The organism is Streptomyces sp. NPDC046887, from assembly GCF_040644755.1.
GTDB lineage: Bacteria > Actinomycetota > Actinomycetes > Streptomycetales > Streptomycetaceae > Streptomyces > Streptomyces lichenis.
The window spans coordinates 83,006-100,911 of the sequence record NZ_JBEYXH010000026.1; the positions used below are offsets into that span (position 1 = coordinate 83,006).

Consider the following 17,906-nt stretch of genomic DNA (forward strand, 5'->3'; position numbering starts at 1 on the left):
TCGCGCCTCTGCCGGGGGGACAGGCAGGAGGCCTGTGAGCGGACCGACGCGGGCGGGCGGAGAGCGCGCTCGCCCGGGCGTACGGGGCCGCCCACCGCGGCCCGCGTCGCCCACCGCGGTGGCACCGACCCCGGGGCCGTACCCCGCAGCGTGGTGTCGCCGTGACGCTGAGCGTCCGTCGGGGAGCACCCGGCACCCGCTCCTCCGCCAGGACGCCCTACCGGGCCCACGGACGCGGGGCGCCCTGCTCCGGGGCCCGGACCCGCTGGGCCAGGCGGCGTCCCCACCCGGGCCGCGCGAGGCTCATCCCTGCCCGGGTGTACGGGCCGCCCCGCGCGACCCGCCCCGCCCGCCGAGTGGCGCCGCCGGGACGCTCGACCAGGCCAGGCCAGGCCACGGACGCAGGCATGCTTCCCCACGGGCCCGCCCGCCGCAGGCAGCCGCGCGCCACCCCAGGCGTACGTCCCCCACCGACCCCACCGGCCCCACAGCCCTCCGGCACGCCCCGGTCCCGTCAACCCGCCAAGGGGCTCGCGCAACGCGCGGAGGCCGCACACACAGCCCGCCGACGACCCGCCCCCGCCGGAGCCACCCGCAGCGGCCCGGCCGCCCCCTCCCTGCCTCCCCACCGACGTAAAGCGCTCGCCAGAGCGCCCCGCCGCGACCAGAATCCCGTCATGGAACCCGTCACGCTGACGACACCGCGCCTGCTGCTGGACACCTTCACGCCGGAGGACGTCGACGCCGTCTTCGAGGCCTGCCAGGACGCGGCGGTGCAGCGCTGGACGACGGTCCCGGTGCCGTACGGGCGTGAGCACGCCGAGTCCTTCGTGCTGCGGATGGCCCCGGACGGCTGGCACCACGAGACGGAGTTCACCTTCGCGGTACGCGGACCCGGCGGTGGTACGCCGATGGGCGCGGCCTCCGTCCGCCACCCGCGTCCCGGGTACTGGGAGGTCGGGTACTGGATGGGCGCCCGCCACCGCGGCGCCGGCTACACGGCCGAGACCGTTTCCGCGCTGGCCCGCTGGGCCTTCACCGAGCTGGGCTGCCACCGGCTGGACTGGCTGGCCGAGGTGGGCAACACCGCATCCCTGGGTACGGCGCGGCGCGCGGGCTTCACCCTGGAGGGCGTCCAGCGCGCCGCCCTGAGCAACAACGGCACCCTGCGCGACTGCTGGCGCGCCTCGCTGCTCCCCTCCGACCTCGGCCTGCCCACCCCCGTGCCGTACCTCCCCGCCCCGCGCGTCACCGCGTCGCCGGACCCCGCCGCCTGACCGAAACCGCTGGAGCCGGCGGAACCGGCGAGTCCGGGCGGGCGCCCGGCAGGCGGCGCGCCGGGGTGTCAGTGGCGCGGTCTATCGTGCCCCTCATGACGACCGCGCCGCCCCCTCTCGCCGAACTCTCCGCCGACGAGGCCCGTCGGATCGCGCTGCGTGCCCAGGGCCTGCTGGGCGCCCCGGACCGCCGGGCCGGTGTGCGCGGGGTGCTGCGGCACCTGGGTGCCGTACAGCTGGACACCATCTCGGTGCTGGCCCGCTCGCACGAGCTGGTGCCGTACGCGCGGCTGGGCGCCGTGGGCCGCCCGGTGGTCGACGCCGCGTACTGGACCGGGGCGCACGCCTTCGAGTACTGGTCGCACGCGGCCTGCATCCTGCCCATCGAGGAGTGGCCGCACTTCGCCTTCCGCCGCCGGGCCTTCCGCGCGCGCCCGCAGTGGTCGCACGACCTGCCCGAGGGTGCCTACGAGACGGTGGTCAAGCAGTTGCGCGCCGAGGGGCCGCTCACCGCCACCGAGCTCGGCGGCGCGAAGAACGGCGGGGAGTGGTGGGACTGGTCGGCGTCCAAGGTCGCCGTGGAGCGCGCGCTGATGTACGGGGAGGTGGTGTGCGTCGAGCGGCGGGGCTGGAAGCGGGTGTACGACCTGGCCGAGCGGGCCGTCCCGGCGGAGCTGCTCCACGACGAGCTGGACGACACCGAGTGCCTGCGGCGCCTGGTGCGGCTGGCCGGGGAGGCCCTGGGGGTGGGCACCCGCGCCGACATCGCGGACTACCACCGGCTCAAGGGCGAGCAGTTCGACGCCGTGGTCGCCGACTCGGGACTGGTCCCGGTGCGCGTCCAGGGCTGGGAGAAGCCCGCCTGGGCGGACCCGGCCGCGCTGGAGACGGCACCGCGCGGGCGGCACCGCACCACACTGCTCTCCCCGTTCGACTCACTGATCTGGGAGCGCGCCCGCACCGAGCGGATCTTCGGGTTCACGCACCGGCTGGAGGCCTATGTGCCCCGGCAGAAGCGCATACACGGCTACTTCGCGATGCCGCTGCTGGCCGGCGGCCGGCTGCTGGGCCGGGTCGACCCGGCGCGGGAGGGGCGCACCCTGATCGCCCGCCAGGTGTCGCTGGACTCCGCCAAGGCGGTGGAGCCGATGGCCCGGGCCCTGCGGGAGGCGGCGGAGTGGGTGGGCTGCGACGCGGTACGCGTGGAGCGCGTGGACCGTACGGAGTTGGCGGCCCCGCTGACGGCCACCCTGGCCGCCCTCTAGCCGCCCCCGGGCCACCGGCCTCCAGACCACCGAACGACCGTCCCCGCCCCGCCCCACCTCGCCCCACCCCCACTATCGAATCTCCAGGATCTTCTCCCGCATCGCGTAGACCACCGCCTCCATCCGGGAGTGCAGTTGCAGCTTCTCCAGGATGTTGCGGACATGGTTCTTCACGGTGTTCTCGGAGATGAACAACTCCTTGGCGATGTCCCGGTTGTTCATCCCGGTGGCGACCAGTTTCAGCACCTCCAGCTCCCGGTCCGTCAGCCGGGGTGCGGGGACCAGCCGCCGCTCGTCGGTGCGCTGGATCATCGACTTGAACTCGGTGAGCAGCTTGGAGGCCATCGACGGGCTGATCTGCGACTGGCCGTCGGCCACCGCGCGGATGGCGGTGGCCACCTCGTCGGTGGAGATCTCCTTGAGCAGGTACCCGGTGGCGCCCGCCTTGATGGCCTCGTAGAGGTCCGCCTCCTCGTCGCTGATCGTCAGCATGATGATCTTCGCGCTGGGGGCGACCTCCTTGATGGAGGTGCACGCCTCGATACCGCCGCGCCGGGGCATCCGCACATCCATCAGCACGATGTCGGGCAGCAGGTCGGCGGCCTTGTCGACGGCCTCCGCGCCGTCCCCCGCCTCGCCGACCACCTCGATGTCCTCCTCGTGGGCGAGGACGATCTCCAGCCCCCGGCGGAAGAGGGCGTGGTCGTCGACGACGAGGACCCGGATCGGTTCGGACCGCGCCGGCACACCCTCCCCACGACCACCACCCGGTCCATCGGCATCACGGTCGTGGTCATTCCGATCCCGAGCATCACGGCCGTCGGCATCGCGCGCGGCGCCGGTTCCGCTCATCGGGGCGCCGGAGCCTCCCCGGTAGTGCACCGGGCCGAAGCTGTCCGCCATCGTTCCTCCCCTGCAGGCATCGCCTGACGCTTGCGCTTCCTTCCGCCAACCTCGTTCATCGGGGCAATGGTTGGCGCGTGCGGACATGATTCCACGTCCAGGGGGCGGCGCGGGGTACCAGCGGTGGCGGGTGTGAACCCGTGGTGGCACGGTGGTGCCCCTGGGGCGCACAAGGGGCGCTCCAGGGGCACGTCGAGGCACCGTATGAAGGCGGACGGGCTGCCGTCAGCCGCTGTCAGTCACGCTCAGCCGCCGAGCGCACCGCCGGCGCCGCCGGGTTCGGCACCGGCCAGCGGGTCGCTCTCCAGGTGGATGACGCCGTAGTCGTAGGCGTGCCGCCGGTAGACCACACTGGGCTGCTTCGTCTCGGAGTCGACGAACAGGTAGAAGTCGTGCCCGACCAGCTCCATCTCGTAGAGAGCCTGGTCGAGCGTCATCGGCGCGGCCGTGTGGGTCTTCTCGCGGACCACCAGGGGCCCTTCCCCCTGCACCTCCAGGGAGCCGATCCGGGTCGTCGGAACGGCGTCCTCGGCTTCGGTGGGGATGACGGTGCCGTCAGCACTCAGTTGGGCCACACCCGGCACGGTGTCGGCGACCTCCGCGGCCGACAGCCGGCCCGTGCCCCGGCGGTTGTGGCGCTTGTCGTGCTGCTTGCGCAGCCGCGCCTCCAACTTGCCGGTGGCGAGGTCCAGCGCGGCGTAGGGGTCGGCCGCCGATGCTTCCGCCCGGATCACCGGGCCGCGGGAGTGGAGTGTGATTTCCACGCGGTCCGACCGGTCGGCCTGCCGCGGGTTGTGTTCCTTGGACACCTCGACGTCGAGGCTGATCACCTTGCCGTCGAGCTTCTGGATCTTCTCCAGCTTCAGCTTCTCGGCCACGTGCTTGCGGAACCGCTCGGGTACCTCGGTCTTGCGGCCCTTGACGACGATGTCCACGCAGAACTCCGTTCCCGGATAGCTTGGCCGGCCCACCGGCCGGCGAGCATTTCCTTTTACACCCAGACCCCGGTGAGCGCCGGAGTCCCGGACTTGGCGACTCGACCTCCTCCTCCCCCGTCGGCAAGCCTCCAACCCCACCAGTCATCGATGCTCTGACCTGCCCCGGAACACATCCCGGCGCAGCACCCAGCGCATTCGGTGAAGCGCGGCTTTCGCCATTCCTCACACCGAACATAGCTCGCAGGAGCGGGTATCGGCACCCGCTGTCCGTACCTGTCTACGATCAGGTGCTTTCAGCTCTCACCACCTGCAACGATGCAAGTTCCCCGTCCGTTCCGGTTTAATTCGAACGACATCGCCGGAGCGCAGACGACCGCCGCGGGAATCCCCCGGCGACCGGCGGGAAGGGCCGTGGCGAGGGCGCGAGCGGCCTCCGCCAGGGAGGCCCCGGTGGTCATCAGATCGTCCACCAGCACCGGCCGCCCGCCCTCGCGCGGCCATCCGTCGCGCAGCCATCCGTCGAGGAGCCGCCCACCGCCGGGGACCAGCTCCAGCGCCCCGGCCATGTTGTCCAGCCGCTCCGCGGCCGTCAGCGCCGCCTGGTCGGCCACCCGTCCGCGCTGGCGCAGCACCGGCAGCACCCGTGCGGGTGTTCCGGTGCGTCGCAGCTCGGCGGCCGCGGCGGTGGCGATCCGGCGCCCCGGGTCATGGCCCCGCGCCCGTACCGCGCGCCGTGCCGACGGCACCGGCACCAGCAGCAGCGGCCCACCGCCACCACCCCGTGCGGTGGTACCGGCCGCGCGGACGACGGATGCCGGGCGGACGACGGATGCCGGGCGGACGACGGATGCCGGGTGGACGACGGATGCCGGGCGGACGACGGATGCCGGGCGGAACGCGGCGGCCGCCCGTACCGCCTCCGCCAGGGCCGCGCCCAGCGGCCGCGCCGACGGCAGGGCGCCCCGCTCCTTGTGGCCCAGCAGCACCGCACGGGGGCCGTTCGCGTACGGGGCGGCCGCGAACACCGGGGGCAGCCCCGGCGGCTCCGGCACCGGCCGCACCCGCTGCGCCCCGCTCCCGTACAGCGCCTGCGCGCAGCCCTCACACAGCCGCGTACGGGGCCGGCCGCACCCCGCGCAGTCGACGGGCAGCACCAGCCCGGCGATCTCCTCCCACCACTGTCGCACCACTCCACGGTGGCAGCGCCCGCCCACCCCGGCCACCCCTGTGGACAACCGTCTCCCAAGCCGGCGGGTACGAGACGGGGGCTATCCCGGATACACCGGGGCGCTGCCCTTCTTCACCATCGGCTGCCAGTTGGCACCGGCCTGGAGCCGGACGATCCCGTCGTCGGCGGCGGCCACCAGCGGGGCCCGCTCGTCGTCCGCCGCGGCGATCGCCTGCACCTGGTTCAGCCCCGGCACCGCCGCGCCCGAGGTGGAACCGTCCGTCTGGAGGTAACGCACCTGCTCCACGCCGCCGGCGGGCTTCCCCAGCACCACCAGCCGGCTCGGACCCGCCCAGGACACCGACCGCACCGAGTCCATCCGGGGCGCCACCGCCTGGAGGTCGACCACCTCCACGGTCTGCTCCTGGCCGCTGCCGTGCCGCTCCACCCGGCCCATGTACAGGCTGGTGGTCTCGCCCTTGCGCAGCAGCAGCGCGATCCGCACCCCGTCCGCCGAGGCCTTGACCTCCTCGATCCGTACCCCGTCGGTCAGCCACGGTGTGGTGGCCTCCAGCGGCCTGCCGATGTCGTCCGGCACCATCAGCAGCCTGGGGTCGGCCGGATTCCGGTCGGCGACCCAGAGTCCGTCCCGGCCGTCCCAGCTCGGTGTGGACAGCCGGTCCTCGGGCCGGACGCCGCGGCTGTCCACCAGGACACCGGGCAGTTCGACGTCCGAGACCACGGACGCCACCCGCAGATGGCTGCCCCCGTCGGAGATCACGGCCGCACGCCGCTCGTCACGGGCCACGGCCGCCTGGCCGACCCGGACCGTACCGTTGCCGAACGGGCCCTCCACCGGAACCGGCAGGCCGACGTCCTCGGTACCGACCTCCAGCCGGGCGAGCCGGCCGGAGGCGTCCACGAAGTAGGGGTTGGCGCGCATCCCCCCGGAGGGGTCGGTGCGGTACTCGTCCTGGTCGCTCTCGTCCAGTACGCACGCCTGACGCCCGTCCGGACGCTGGAGCTCCACCTGCTCGATGCGGGTGGCACCGATGCTGCCGACGGTCAGCAGCAGCTGCGCGGCCATCCGCCGGCACCGCTCCTGGCCGACGTCGGCCGCCTTCCCGTCCAGCGGCACCTTGAGCCGGTTCTGGTCGTCGGGGGCCAGCGCGGTGACGCCCTCGCGCAGTGCCGCGCCGGTGGGGAAACTGGACTCCACGACCGGCGCCAGCCAGCTGGTGGGGCCGTCCAGCAGGGCCCGTACGGTCTGCGCCACCGGGTCCATCCGGGTCACCGGGTCCTGCCGCTGCCGGATGTACACCGGGTCGGCGACCATGGTGCGCTGCTGCCCGGAGGCGAAGTAGTAGGTGTTCACCGAGCGGTAGTTGCGCTGGAAGTCGGACTCGCTCAGCAGCAGGCCCTGGGGCAGGCTGTCGATGCGCCACTCGCGGCTGCGGCCGTCGGCGCCGGGCACCTGCACCAGATGCAGCGCACCGGTGTAGCGGGCCGCGCGGACCGGCTGGTAGGCGTGGCTGCTGTCCACTGCGGCGATCTGCCGTCCGGACAGCCGGTACAGCAGCCCGGCGGCGGCCTCCTCGCGGCCCGTCGGGCGGTCCGCCGGGCGCTCCGGCTGGCCGCTGGCGGGCGCCGAGGTCAGCACCGTGGTGCGCTCCTCCGGCTTCCAGCCGCTCGCCGCCCGCTTGGTCAGATACTTGCGCGCGATCGCGAACCCGGGGTCGTCACCGGTCATCGCCTCCAGGAAGCCGTCCACGATCTCCCCGGGCTCGGCCTCCTCGCGCGGCGGCACCGGATACACCCGCACCTGCGAGTCGCCCGGGTTGGAGGCCTTCACCTGCGATACGTCACCGCCGTCCGGCATGGACGCGCAACCGGCCAGCAGCGCCCCCACCGCCACCAGCACCAGCGCCCGTACCGGCCGGGGACCCCGCCTCCGCCCGGGACGCCTCCCCCGCCCGCCGGGCACTCCCACCGCACCACGACGGGCCCGCCGCCGGTCACCGCTCACGTCTCGACCCCTCCCGCCGACCGTCCCGCGCCCGCGGGCCTTCCTCGCTGCTCCCGCTCCCGCTGCCGGGTGCACGCCGCCCCTCGACCGACCCGTCCGCGCTCTCCCCCTGCTCCCCCTGCTCCCCCTTCGGCCGCTCCCCGCCCGACCGCTCCGCGCCCGGCGAGGCGCCACTCGTCGCGACATTCCCCGGTGAGGCTCCGCCCGGCGAGACGTCACCATCGTCCCGGTCCCCGCGCGGCACCACCCGGGCGCCGTTGCCCGGCAGCGCGGTGGGGTCGGCGGCGGGTTGCTGGGGCGGGCGGCCCGGCAGGGCGACACCGGGAGGCATCGGCAGCCCCCCGCAGTCCAGGCCGGCCGGCCGGGACACCGCCCGTCCGGGCTCCTGTCCCGTCGGGGCGGCCGCGGCGGCCTGCTCGCGGTTGCGCCGGGAGTCCTCCGGCTCCAGCGGGATGGGCGAGCCGCGCAGCGGTTCGTCGGCGGTACGCGGCAGTGTCAGCCGGAACTGGGAGCCACCGCCCGGCTCGCCCCAGGCCTGGAGCCAGCCGCCGTGCAGCCGGGCGTCCTCGACGGCGATCGACAGGCCAAGACCCGTACCGCCGGTGGTACGGGCGCGGGCCGGGTCGGCCCGCCAGAACCGGTTGAACACCCGTGTGGCCTCGCCGGGCTTCAACCCGACCCCGTGGTCGCGCACCGCGACGGCGACCGCGCCGCCCGCGGCGGCGAGCCGCACCACGACGTTCCGGCCCTCGCCGTGCTCGACCGCGTTGACCACCAGGTTGCGCAGCACGCGCTCCACGCGGCGCGCGTCGGCCTCGGCGATGACCGGCTGCTCGTCGCCGAGGACGACGATCCGGCCGCCTTTCCGCTCGACCAGCGGCGCGGCACCGCCGATGACCCGGTGCACGACATTGCGCAGGTCTATCGGCTCGGCCTCCAGCGCGGCGGCGCCCGCGTCGAAGCGGCTGATCTCCAGCAGGTCCGCGAGCAGCGACTCGAACCGGTCGAGCTGGTCGCCGAGGAGCTCGGCGGAGCGCGCGGTGACCGGGTCGAAGTCCTGCCGGGCCTCATGGATGACATCGGCCGCCATCCGCACGGTGGTGAGCGGGGTGCGCAGCTCGTGCGAGACGTCGGAGACGAACCGGCGCTGCATCCGGGACAGCTCCTCCAGCTGCTGGATCTTCAGCTGGAGGTTCTGCGCCATCTTGTTGAAGGCCTCGCCGAGCCGGGCGATGTCGTCCTCGCCGGTGACCTTCATCCGCTCCTGGAGGCGTCCGGCGGAGAGCCGCTCGGCGATGCCGGCGGCCATCCGCACGGGGGTGACGACCTGGCGCACCACCAGCCAGGCGATCGCGCCGAGCAGCACGACCACGAAGAGTCCGGCCGTCGCCAGGGTCGTCTTCACCAGTGACAGCGAGTCCTCCTCCTGGGTGAGCGGGAAGAGGTAGTACAGCTCGTAGGAGTTGCCGTCGACGTCGTTGAGGCGCTTGCCGATGACCAGGGCGGCCTCGGAGCGCTTGCCGTCGGTGTAGTGCACCCGGGTGTACGTCTGGAAGGTGCCGGTGCCCGAGGCCACCGAGTCCCGCAGCCCCGCGGGGATGCTGGTCGCCGGGTCGACCCCGCCGGAGGCGCGGGCGCCCCGGCTGGCGGCGCCCTCGTTGGCGGAGCTGAGCGCCACGACGTTGAAGGCGCCCTGTCCGCCGGAGGCGAGCTGCACCACCAGGTCGGAGCGCCAGTTCAGCGAGGTCCGGGCGGTGTCGTCGTTGCCGGCGCCGCCGTCCTGGCCGGGCCCGGTGAACCGGGCCGGGTCCTGGGCGGCGGAGAATCCGCCGGAGGCCTGGCTCTGCGCGGCCCGCTCCTTGGCGTCGAGCAGGCCGTTGCGCATCTGCCCGATGACGACGAAGCCGAGCAGCAGCACCACGCCCAGGGACATCAGCAGGGTGCCGGCGACCACCCGCAACTGGATGTTGCGCCGCCACAACCGGACCGCGGGGAGCAGCGGACGCCGCACCCAGCGGACCAGCAGCCGCAGCACCCGCCCACCCGGCGCGCCACCGCGGAGCAGCCGGCGCCCGACCGGCAGCCGCCTGCCGCCCCTGCCCTTCCCGGCCCCACCGGCCCCGGCCCCACTCGACCGGGCCCCGCCCGCCCCGGACCCGGTCGACCCGAATCCAGTCGACCCAGACCCGCTCGTCCCGGACGCGTACGTCCCAGACCGGTTCATCCCGGACCCGTTCGCCTTCACCCCGGCCCTACCCGACCCAGCCGTTTCCGACCGGACCGTTTCCGACCCAGCCATACCCGACCCAGCCGTTTCCGACCCAGCCATACCCGACCCAGCCGTTTCCGACCGGGCCGTTTCCGATCCGGCCATACCCGACCCGGGCGTCCCGGACCCGTCCGTCCCCCGTCCGGCAGCCCGCCCCGCACGGACTCCCGGGTTCCCGTTCCTCCCGGGCTTCGGAGCAGCACTGCCGCGGAACATGTCAGCTCGGCCCGGCCTTGTAGCCGACGCCGCGGACGGTGACCACGATCTCGGGGCGCTCCGGGTCCTTCTCGACCTTGGAGCGCAACCGCTGGACGTGCACGTTCACCAGCCGGGTGTCGGCGGCATGGCGGTAGCCCCAGACCTGCTCCAGCAGCACCTCGCGGGTGAAGACCTGCCAGGGCTTGCGGGCGAGCGCGACCAGCAGGTCGAACTCCAGCGGGGTGAGGGCGATGGACTGCCCGTCCCGCTTCACCGAGTGGCCCGCCACGTCGATGACCAGGTCACCGATGGTGAGCTGCTCCGGTGCCGGCTCCTCCGAGCGGCGGAGCCGGGCCCGGATACGGGCGACCAGCTCCTTCGGCTTGAACGGCTTGACGATGTAGTCGTCGGCCCCGGATTCCAGGCCGACCACCACGTCGACGGTGTCGCTCTTGGCGGTGAGCATCACGATCGGCACCCCGGACTCGGCGCGGATGAGCCGGCACACCTCGATGCCGTCCCGTCCGGGCAGCATCAGGTCCAGCAGCACCAGGTCAGGCTTGGCCTCCCGGAAGGCTGCCAGTGCCTTGTCGCCGTCCGCTACGAACGACGGTTCGAAACCCTCACCACGCAGCACGATCCCGAGCATCTCGGCCAGTGCGGTGTCGTCGTCGACGACGAGGACGCGTCCTTTCATATTCGACATCATCCCATCAGCTCATCGGGGCCTGGCGTGACCTCGCGCACAGCTCGGCTATCGCGGGCCCGGTCACCGGCGAAACGGCCCCCAGTTCGGTGACGATCGCCGTCACCAGCTCCGGTGGCGTCACATCGAACGCCGGGTTGTACGCCTGAGTGCCCAGTGGCGCCACGGGCAGTCCACTGACCGCTCCCGGGGCACCGGTGGCTATCTGCGGGGGTGCGGTGAGTTCGGTCACCTCCTGTCCGGGACGCTGCTCGATCTCGATGGACGCGCCGTCCGGGGTGTCGGGGTCGATGGTGCTCACGGGCGCCACCACGATGAACGGCACATGGTGGTAGCGGGCCAGGACCGCCAGCGGGTAGCTGCCGACCTTGTTCGCCACCGAGCCGTCCGCCGCGATCCGGTCGGCGCCGACGAGCACCGCGTCCACCTCGCCCGCCGCGAACAGCGAACCGGCCGCGTTGTCGGTCAGCAGGGTGTACGCCATGCCGTTGCGGGCCGCCTCGTAGGTGGTGAGCCGGGCACCCTGGAGCAGCGGACGGGTCTCGTCCACCCACAGCCGCCGCAGCCTGCCCTTGCGGTGCGCCGCCAGCGCCACCGCGAACGCGGTGCCCTCACCGCCGGAGACCAGCGCCCCGGTGTTGCAGTGGGTGAGGACCCGGTGGCCGCCGCCGGGCAGCAGCTCGTCCAGGAGCGCCAGCCCATGGCCGGCCATCGCCGCGCTGGCCTCGGCGTCCTCCCGGTGCAGGGCCCGCGCCTCGGCCAGCGCGGCCGCCGCCGCATCACTCCGGCCCGCGCCCTTCTCCGCGGCCGCCCGGTGCGCGGCCGCCGCCCGCCGCACCCCGTACCCGAGGTTCACCGCGGTGGGCCGCGCACCGGCGAGCAGCGCGGACGCCTCCGGTACGTCGTAACCGCGGGCCGCCGCCAGGGCCACCCCGTAGGCGCCGGCGACGCCCAGCAGCGGCGCCCCGCGCACCGCGAGCCGCTGTATCGCCTCGACGAGGGCGGGCACGTCCGTGCACACCAGCTCGACCTCCTCGGCGGGGAGCCGGGTCTGATCGAGGAGGACCACCACGGGGCCCTCCGGCGGCTCGTCCCAACGCAGCGCGGGCAGCGCGGGGGGTCGGGTCTCCAGGACAGTCTGTGCCTGCTGATCAGCCATCCGCCCAGTCTGCCCGCTGAGCCACCGACAATGAAGGTGGCCATGGCCCCCGGGCCCCGGTCCGGCGGCTGGTGGCGCGTGGCACCATGGCTGCCAGCCTGCCGCCCAGACGAGCGGCCCGGCACGGTGTTCCCGCCGGTTCGACGGACCGGCTCCGCGACCGACTGTTGAGGTGGACGAGCGTGAACGACACTCCGGGCTGGACCTCGCCGGGGTCTTCCCCTTCCGACGATCCGGGGGCCTCCGGCGCCTCGGACGGCCGGAGTGCCGACGCTCCCGGGCAGACCGGCCCGGCAGATCACCCCACCGGCACGGCTCCCGGCGGTACGGGTCCCAGCAGTACGAGTCCCAGCGGTGCAGGCCCCAGCGGTACCGGTCCTGGCAGCACGGGCCCCGGCAGCACCGAGCCCGGCAGCACGGGCCCCGGCAGCACGGCTCCCGGCAGCACGGGCCCCCAGTGGTCCAAGGAGCAGCCGCCCGCCGGCCAGTGGTCCCCACCGGCCACCCCCGGAGCGTCCGGTCCGGTCCCTCCGCCCGGCTGGGGCGGCCCGCCTCAGGGCGGCGGGTGGGGTGCCGGAGGCTGGGGCCGCCCGCCGGCCGCCAAGCCCGGTGTGATCCCGCTGCGCCCGCTCGGTATGGGCGAGATCCTCGACGGCGCGGTCTCCACGCTGCGGGCCCACTGGCGCACCGTGCTGGGCATCACGGTCACCGTCTCCGTGATCATGGAGATCGGTTCCCTTCTCATCGAGCGGTACCTGATACCGCAGCCTCCCGAGCTGAGCCCCAACGCCACCACCGAAGAGGCCATGGACGCGGCGATGGAGTCGCTGAAGTCCACCTTCGCGGCGCTCGGCCCGGCCGTGCTCCTGGGTCTGGTGGCCTCGATCTTCACCACGGCGCTGCTGACCAATGTGATCAGCCGCTCGGTACTCGGCCGCCAGGTCGAGTTCGCCGACGTCTGGCGCGAGTCGCGCCCCCGGCTGCCCCATCTGCTCGGCCTGACCGTGCTGCTGCCCGCCATGAACATCGCGATCGCCGCCGTCGCGCTGCTCCCCGGCCTGTTGCTGCTCTCCACTCCCGAGGCGGGGATCCCGCTGGTCGCCCTGGGCAGCCTCGGCGGGATCGTCGTGATGGTCTGGCTGAACATCCGCTTCGCCCTGGCCTCCGCGGCCCTGATGCTGGAGCGCCAGGGTGTCATCGGCTCGCTCAAGCGCTCGGCCAAGCTGGTGCGCGGCGCCTGGTGGCGCACCTTCGGCATCATGGCGCTCACCATTCTGCTGACCCTGCTGATCTCCATGATCATCTCGATCCCGTTCGGGATCATCGCCCTCATCGTCGACGGCGACGGTTTCACCGGAATCATGAGCGGCACCGGCACGGACTTCGGCTGGTCGTTCCTGATCATCACCGGTATCGGCTCGGTCGTCTCCTCCGCGATCACCTATCCGATCGCCTCCGGGGTGCCGGTACTCCTCTACATCGACCAGCGCATCCGCCGCGAGGCCCTGGACCTGGAGCTGGCCCGCGCGGCCGGTGTCCCCGGCTACGGCCCTCCGCCCAGCGACTCCGCCCCCAGGGGCTGATGCGGTGCCGGTCACGGGGGGCGTGGCGGCCCGGGCACTGATCCACGCGCACGGCGACGCCGACGACGTACCGCTGGACATCCCGCGCGTCCCGGCCCGGGAGGCGGCCGAGCGGGAACTGTCCGACCCGATGTACCACGAGAACGACCCGAACCCCCTCCAGCAGGCCCTGGAAACCTTCTGGGAGTGGGTCGGCGGACTGTTCGACACCGCCTCCCGAGCCACCCCCGGCGGAGTGCTCGGGCTGGTGGTCGTCATCCTCTTCGCCCTGGCCGTCGTCGGGGCGCTGTGGTGGCGCCTCGGCACCCCCGACCGCACCCGGCTGCCCTCCGAAACCCTCTTCGGCGAGGGACCCCGCACCGCCGCCGAGCACCGGCGCACCGCCGAGGCCCACGCCGCCGCCGGCCGCTGGAACCAGGCCGTCCAGGAACGCATGCGCGCCCTGGTCCGCTCCCTGGAGGAGCGCGCCCTCCTGGACCCGCGCCCCGGCCGCACCGCCGACGAGGCAGCCGGCGAGGCCGGCCGCGTCCTGCCCGACCACGCCGAGCCCCTGCGCTCCGCGGCCCGCGCCTTCGACGACGTCGCATACGGCGGCCGCGCCGCGGACCAGGCGGCATACCAGCGCCTCGCCCACCTGGACACGGCGGTCGGCCAAGCCTGGCCCCAGCTGACCGACGCGGCCAACGGAGCACCATGACCACCGCCCCCGCCGCCACTTCGACCGCCCGCACCGCCCGCCAGGTGTGGACCCGCGCCCGCGGCATACTGCTGGCCGCCGCCCTGGTGCTGCTGGCCGCCGCGGTGATGGCGCTGCTGCGCGCCGACTCCCAGTACGGCAGCCTCGACCCCCGCTCCGCCGACCCCGACGGCAGCCGCGCCACCGCCGAACTGCTCAAGCAGCGCGGGGTGACGGTCCGCGTCGCCACCACACTCGACCAGGCCCTCGCCGACAGCGGACCCGGCAGCTCCCTGCTCGTCACCACCCCCGACCTCCTCACCGACCGGCAGCAGCGCCGCCTCCGGGCCGAACTGGACTCCACCGGCGGCCGGCTGCTCCTCCTCTCCGCGGGGCCCTCCGCCACCGGCACCCTGGCCCCCGGTGTCCGCACGGACGCGACCGCCCCCGTCACCACGCTCCGGCCCTCCTGCGCCCTCCCGGCGGCGAAGCGCGCCGGCGCCGTCGACCTCGGCGGCCGCCTCTACACCACCGAAGCCACCGACAGCCATCTCTGCTACCCCAGCGACGGATCCGCCTCCCTCGCCCGCGTCGGCAGCCCCGCCGGCGGCGAGACGGTCCTGCTCGGCTCCGGCGACCTGCTGCGCAACGAGCACCTGGACGAACAGGGCAACGCCTCGCTGGTCCTTCAACTCCTCGGCTCCCGCACCCATCTGACCTGGTACCTCCCCTCTCTGGACGATCCCACCGCCGTCGGCGAACGTGCCGACGACGGCTCGGACTCCTTCCTGGAACTCATCCCCTCCGGCTGGCTCTGGGGGACACTGCAACTCGCCCTGGCCGGCGCACTCGCCGCTCTCTGGCGGGCCCGCCGCCTGGGCCCGCTCGTCACCGAGCGACTGCCCGCCGTGGTGCACGCCTCCGAGACCACCGAGGGCCTCGCCCGCCTCTACCGCAAGACGGACGCCCGCGACCGGGCCGCGACCGTACTGCGCGAAGCCTCCCGTGTCCGCCTCGCCCCGCTGGTCGGGGTGGCCCCCCGCCAGGCACACGACCCCGGCGTCCTCCTCCCCGCGGTCTCCGAACGCCTCCCTTCCACCCGGCTCGAACCCGCTGCCCTGCTCTTCGGACCCACCCCCGCCGACGACACGGCACTCATCCTTCTCGCCGACCAACTCGACGCCCTCGAAAGAGAGGTACGCACCTCATGAGCGCCCCGACCCCCGAGACCTCCGAGAGCTCGGACCGCGCCCGCTCCGCCCTGGAAGCGCTGCGCTCCGAGATCGCCAAGGCCGTGGTCGGACAGGACCCCGCAGTCACCGGTCTCGTCGTCGCCCTGCTCTGCCGCGGACACGTCCTGCTGGAAGGCGTCCCCGGCGTCGCCAAGACCCTGCTCGTCCGCGCTCTGGCCGCCACCCTCGAACTGGATTCCAAGCGCGTCCAGTTCACCCCCGACCTGATGCCCGGCGACATCACCGGCTCCCTGGTCTACGACTCCCGCACCGCCGAGTTCTCCTTCCAGCCCGGCCCGGTCTTCACCAACCTCCTCCTGGCCGACGAGATCAACCGCACCCCGCCCAAGACGCAGTCCTCACTGCTGGAGGCGATGGAGGAACGTCAGGTCACTGTCGACGGCACTCCCCGCGCCCTGCCCGACCCCTTCCTGGTCGCCGCCACCCAGAACCCGGTCGAGTACGAGGGCACTTACCCCCTGCCCGAAGCCCAACTGGACCGGTTCCTTCTCAAGCTGACCGTCCCCCTTCCCGCTCGTGACCACGAGATCGACGTCCTCACCCGCCATGCCGAGGGCTTCGATCCCCGCGACCTCCACGCCGCCGGCGTCCGTCCCGTCGCGGGCCCGGCCGACCTTGAGGCCGCCCGCGCCGCCGTCGCCAAGACCTCCGTATCCCCGGAGGTCACCGGCTACATCGTCGATATCTGCCGTGCCACCCGTGAGTCCCCCTCGCTCTCTCTGGGTGTCTCCCCTCGGGGAGCCACCGCCCTGCTCTCCACCGCCCGCGCCTGGGCCTGGCTCACCGGTCGCGACTATGTGACCCCGGACGACGTGAAGGCCCTCGCTCTTCCCACTCTTCGCCACCGCATCCAACTGCGCCCCGAGGCCGAGATGGAGGGAGTCACCCCGGACTCCGTCATCACGACCATCCTCGCCCACGTCCCCGTGCCCCGCTGAGGCGAACGATGGCCCTCACCGGACGCACCGCGCTCCTCGCCGCGATCGGCTCGCTGCCCGTCGGCTTCCTGGCCCCCAGCTGGACCGGGATGCTCGCCGTCAACGCGCCTCTCTCACTCGCAATACTGTGCGACTACGTCCTCGCAGCGCCAGTGAAATCCCTCCGTTTCACCCGATCTGGTGACACAAGCGTTCGACTGGGTGACGCAGCCGAGGTGCACCTCACCGTCACCAACCCCTCCACCAAGCCCCTTCGCGCCCGCTTCCGCGACGCCTGGCCGCCCAGCGCCTGGCACCCCGGCACCGAACAGGCCGCGTCCCGCCACGCCTTGACCGTTCCCGCCGGCGAGCGCCGCCGTGTCACCACCCTGCTGCGCCCCACCCGCCGCGGTGACCACCAGGCCGACCGCATCACCGTCAGGTCCTACGGCCCGCTGGGCCTCGCCGCACGCCAGGGCAGCCACCGGGTGCCGTGGACCGTTCGCGCGCTCCCGCCCTTCCACAGCCGCAAACACCTGCCGGCCCGCCTGGCCCGGCTGCGTGAGCTCGACGGCCGCACCAGCGTCCTCACCCGAGGCGAGGGCACCGAGTTCGACAGCCTCCGCGAGTACGTCCCCGGCGACGACACCCGCTCCATCGACTGGCGTGCCAGCGCGCGGCAGACCACCCTCGCCGTACGGACCTGGCGCCCGGAACGCGACCGGCACCTCCTCGTCGTGCTCGACACCGGTCGCACCTCCGCCGGCCGCGTCGGCGACATCCCGCGCCTGGACGCCTCCATGGACGCGGCCCTGCTGCTGATCGCCCTTGCCACCCGCGCGGGTGACCGCGTGGACCTCCTCGCCTACGACCGCCGGCTGCGCGCCCAGGTACGGGGCCGATCGGCCAAGGACGTCCTGCCCGCCGCCGTCGACGCCTTGGCGACCCTCGAACCCGAGCTGGTCGAGACAGACACCCGCGGCCTCAGCTCCGCCGCTCTGGCCCACGCCCCTCGGCGCTCCCTCATCGTCCTGCTCACCGGCCTGGATGCCGCACCGGTCGAGGAGGGCCTCCTACCGGTCCTCCCCCAGCTCACCAAGCGCCACAACGTCCTGGTCGCGTCCGTCTCCGACCCCCGCGTCCAGGCGATGACCTCGGCGCGCGGAACAGTGGACGCCGTCTACGAGGCAGCCGCCGGCGCCAAGGCGACCGCCCTCCGTGCCCGCACCGCCGAGCGGCTGCGGGGCCACGGCGTCACCGTCGTCGATGCCACCCCGGAGAACCTCGCCCCCGCCCTGGCCGACGCGTATCTGGCGCTCAAGGCAGCGGGCCGTCTGTAGACACGGCCGATACGAGAACGGGCCGGACCCCATAAACCAGGATCCGGCCCGCATACGCCTACGCCCTACATAGGGCTCCAAACGCAGAAAAGCCCCGTACCGATACCCGGTACGGGGCTTTCCCACAACAATTGTTCGGCGGTGTCCTACTCTCCCACAGGGTCCCCCCTGCAGTACCATCGGCGCTGAAAGGCTTAGCTTCCGGGTTCGAAATGTAACCGGGCGTTT

13 protein-coding genes, 1 rRNA gene and 1 pseudogene are annotated in these 17,906 nt (G+C 73.6%); 7 read left to right on the forward strand and 8 right to left on the reverse strand.

The features are described 5' to 3' along the window. Positions 1-677: 677 nt before the first annotated feature. Together ABZ945_RS22645 and ABZ945_RS22650 are read left to right on the forward strand one after the other, a co-directional pair. On the forward strand, positions 678-1,277 hold the full coding sequence (locus ABZ945_RS22645; RefSeq protein WP_361272376.1) for a GNAT family protein: 600 nt from the start codon (positions 678-680) through the stop codon (positions 1,275-1,277). 95 nt (positions 1,278-1,372) lie between these two features. Next, the gene (locus ABZ945_RS22650) at positions 1,373-2,542 is read left to right on the forward strand and encodes a crosslink repair DNA glycosylase YcaQ family protein (RefSeq protein ID WP_361272378.1); all 1,170 of its coding nucleotides are present in this window, start codon (positions 1,373-1,375) and stop codon (positions 2,540-2,542) included. A 72-nt stretch (positions 2,543-2,614) separates the two neighbouring features. Here ABZ945_RS22650 and ABZ945_RS22655 read toward each other — a convergent pair. The 7 genes and pseudogenes from ABZ945_RS22655 to mtnA all read right to left on the reverse strand — a co-directional run. Then, positions 2,615-3,283, reverse strand: a pseudogene (locus tag ABZ945_RS22655) (response regulator transcription factor); the annotation flags it as partial. Between the two features lie 407 nt (positions 3,284-3,690). Further along, the gene (raiA, locus tag ABZ945_RS22660) at positions 3,691-4,380 is read right to left on the reverse strand and encodes a ribosome-associated translation inhibitor RaiA (RefSeq protein WP_361272381.1); all 690 of its coding nucleotides are present in this window, start codon (positions 4,378-4,380) and stop codon (positions 3,691-3,693) included. Between the two features lie 296 nt (positions 4,381-4,676). After that, positions 4,677-5,570 carry a ComF family protein gene (locus ABZ945_RS22665; protein WP_361272383.1) on the reverse strand — a complete coding sequence of 298 codons (894 nt, stop codon included), beginning with the start codon at positions 5,568-5,570 and terminating at the stop codon, positions 4,677-4,679. Between the two features lie 81 nt (positions 5,571-5,651). Beyond that, positions 5,652-7,430: an LpqB family beta-propeller domain-containing protein gene (locus tag ABZ945_RS22670; RefSeq protein WP_361272415.1), complete on the reverse strand. Its 1,779-nt coding sequence runs from the start codon at positions 7,428-7,430 to the stop codon at positions 5,652-5,654. A gap of 136 nt (positions 7,431-7,566) precedes the next feature. Further along, positions 7,567-9,612 (reverse strand): MtrAB system histidine kinase MtrB, encoded by a 2,046-nt coding sequence (mtrB, locus tag ABZ945_RS22675; protein WP_361272385.1) that lies wholly within the window; start codon positions 9,610-9,612, stop codon positions 7,567-7,569. 451 nt (positions 9,613-10,063) lie between these two features. Next, entirely contained in the window at positions 10,064-10,753 is a 690-nt protein-coding gene (gene mtrA / locus ABZ945_RS22680; RefSeq protein ID WP_219852863.1) for a two-component system response regulator MtrA, read from the reverse strand. 4 nt (positions 10,754-10,757) lie between these two features. Continuing rightward, complete coding sequence (gene mtnA / locus ABZ945_RS22685; protein WP_361272388.1) at positions 10,758-11,909, reverse strand: S-methyl-5-thioribose-1-phosphate isomerase; 1,152 nt, start codon at positions 11,907-11,909, stop codon at positions 10,758-10,760. Between the two features lie 611 nt (positions 11,910-12,520). On the opposite strand from mtnA, the gene ABZ945_RS22690 reads away from it, so the two are divergent. From ABZ945_RS22690 to ABZ945_RS22710, 5 genes are read left to right on the forward strand one after another with little or no spacing between them, the layout of a single operon-like run. Then, positions 12,521-13,492 carry a hypothetical protein gene (locus tag ABZ945_RS22690; RefSeq protein WP_361272391.1) on the forward strand — a complete coding sequence of 324 codons (972 nt, stop codon included), beginning with the start codon at positions 12,521-12,523 and terminating at the stop codon, positions 13,490-13,492. A 4-nt stretch (positions 13,493-13,496) separates the two neighbouring features. Beyond that, entirely contained in the window at positions 13,497-14,189 is a 693-nt protein-coding gene (locus ABZ945_RS22695; protein ID WP_361272393.1) for a DUF4129 domain-containing protein, read from the forward strand. Beyond that, the gene (locus ABZ945_RS22700; protein ID WP_361272396.1) at positions 14,186-15,379 is read left to right on the forward strand and encodes a DUF4350 domain-containing protein; all 1,194 of its coding nucleotides are present in this window, start codon (positions 14,186-14,188) and stop codon (positions 15,377-15,379) included. The genes ABZ945_RS22695 and ABZ945_RS22700 overlap by 4 nt, the downstream gene beginning before the upstream one ends. Then, positions 15,376-16,359 carry a MoxR family ATPase gene (locus ABZ945_RS22705; RefSeq protein ID WP_361272398.1) on the forward strand — a complete coding sequence of 328 codons (984 nt, stop codon included), beginning with the start codon at positions 15,376-15,378 and terminating at the stop codon, positions 16,357-16,359. Before ABZ945_RS22700 ends, ABZ945_RS22705 begins: the two co-directional genes overlap by 4 nt. An 8-nt stretch (positions 16,360-16,367) precedes the next feature. After that, a complete protein-coding gene (locus ABZ945_RS22710; protein ID WP_361272401.1) occupies positions 16,368-17,678 on the forward strand; it encodes a DUF58 domain-containing protein in 1,311 nt (436 codons plus the stop codon). Positions 17,679-17,811: 133 nt separating this feature from the next. Here the strand turns inward: ABZ945_RS22710 and rrf are convergent. Next, positions 17,812-17,906: ribosomal RNA gene (gene rrf, locus ABZ945_RS22715) — 5S ribosomal RNA — on the reverse strand; the annotation flags it as partial.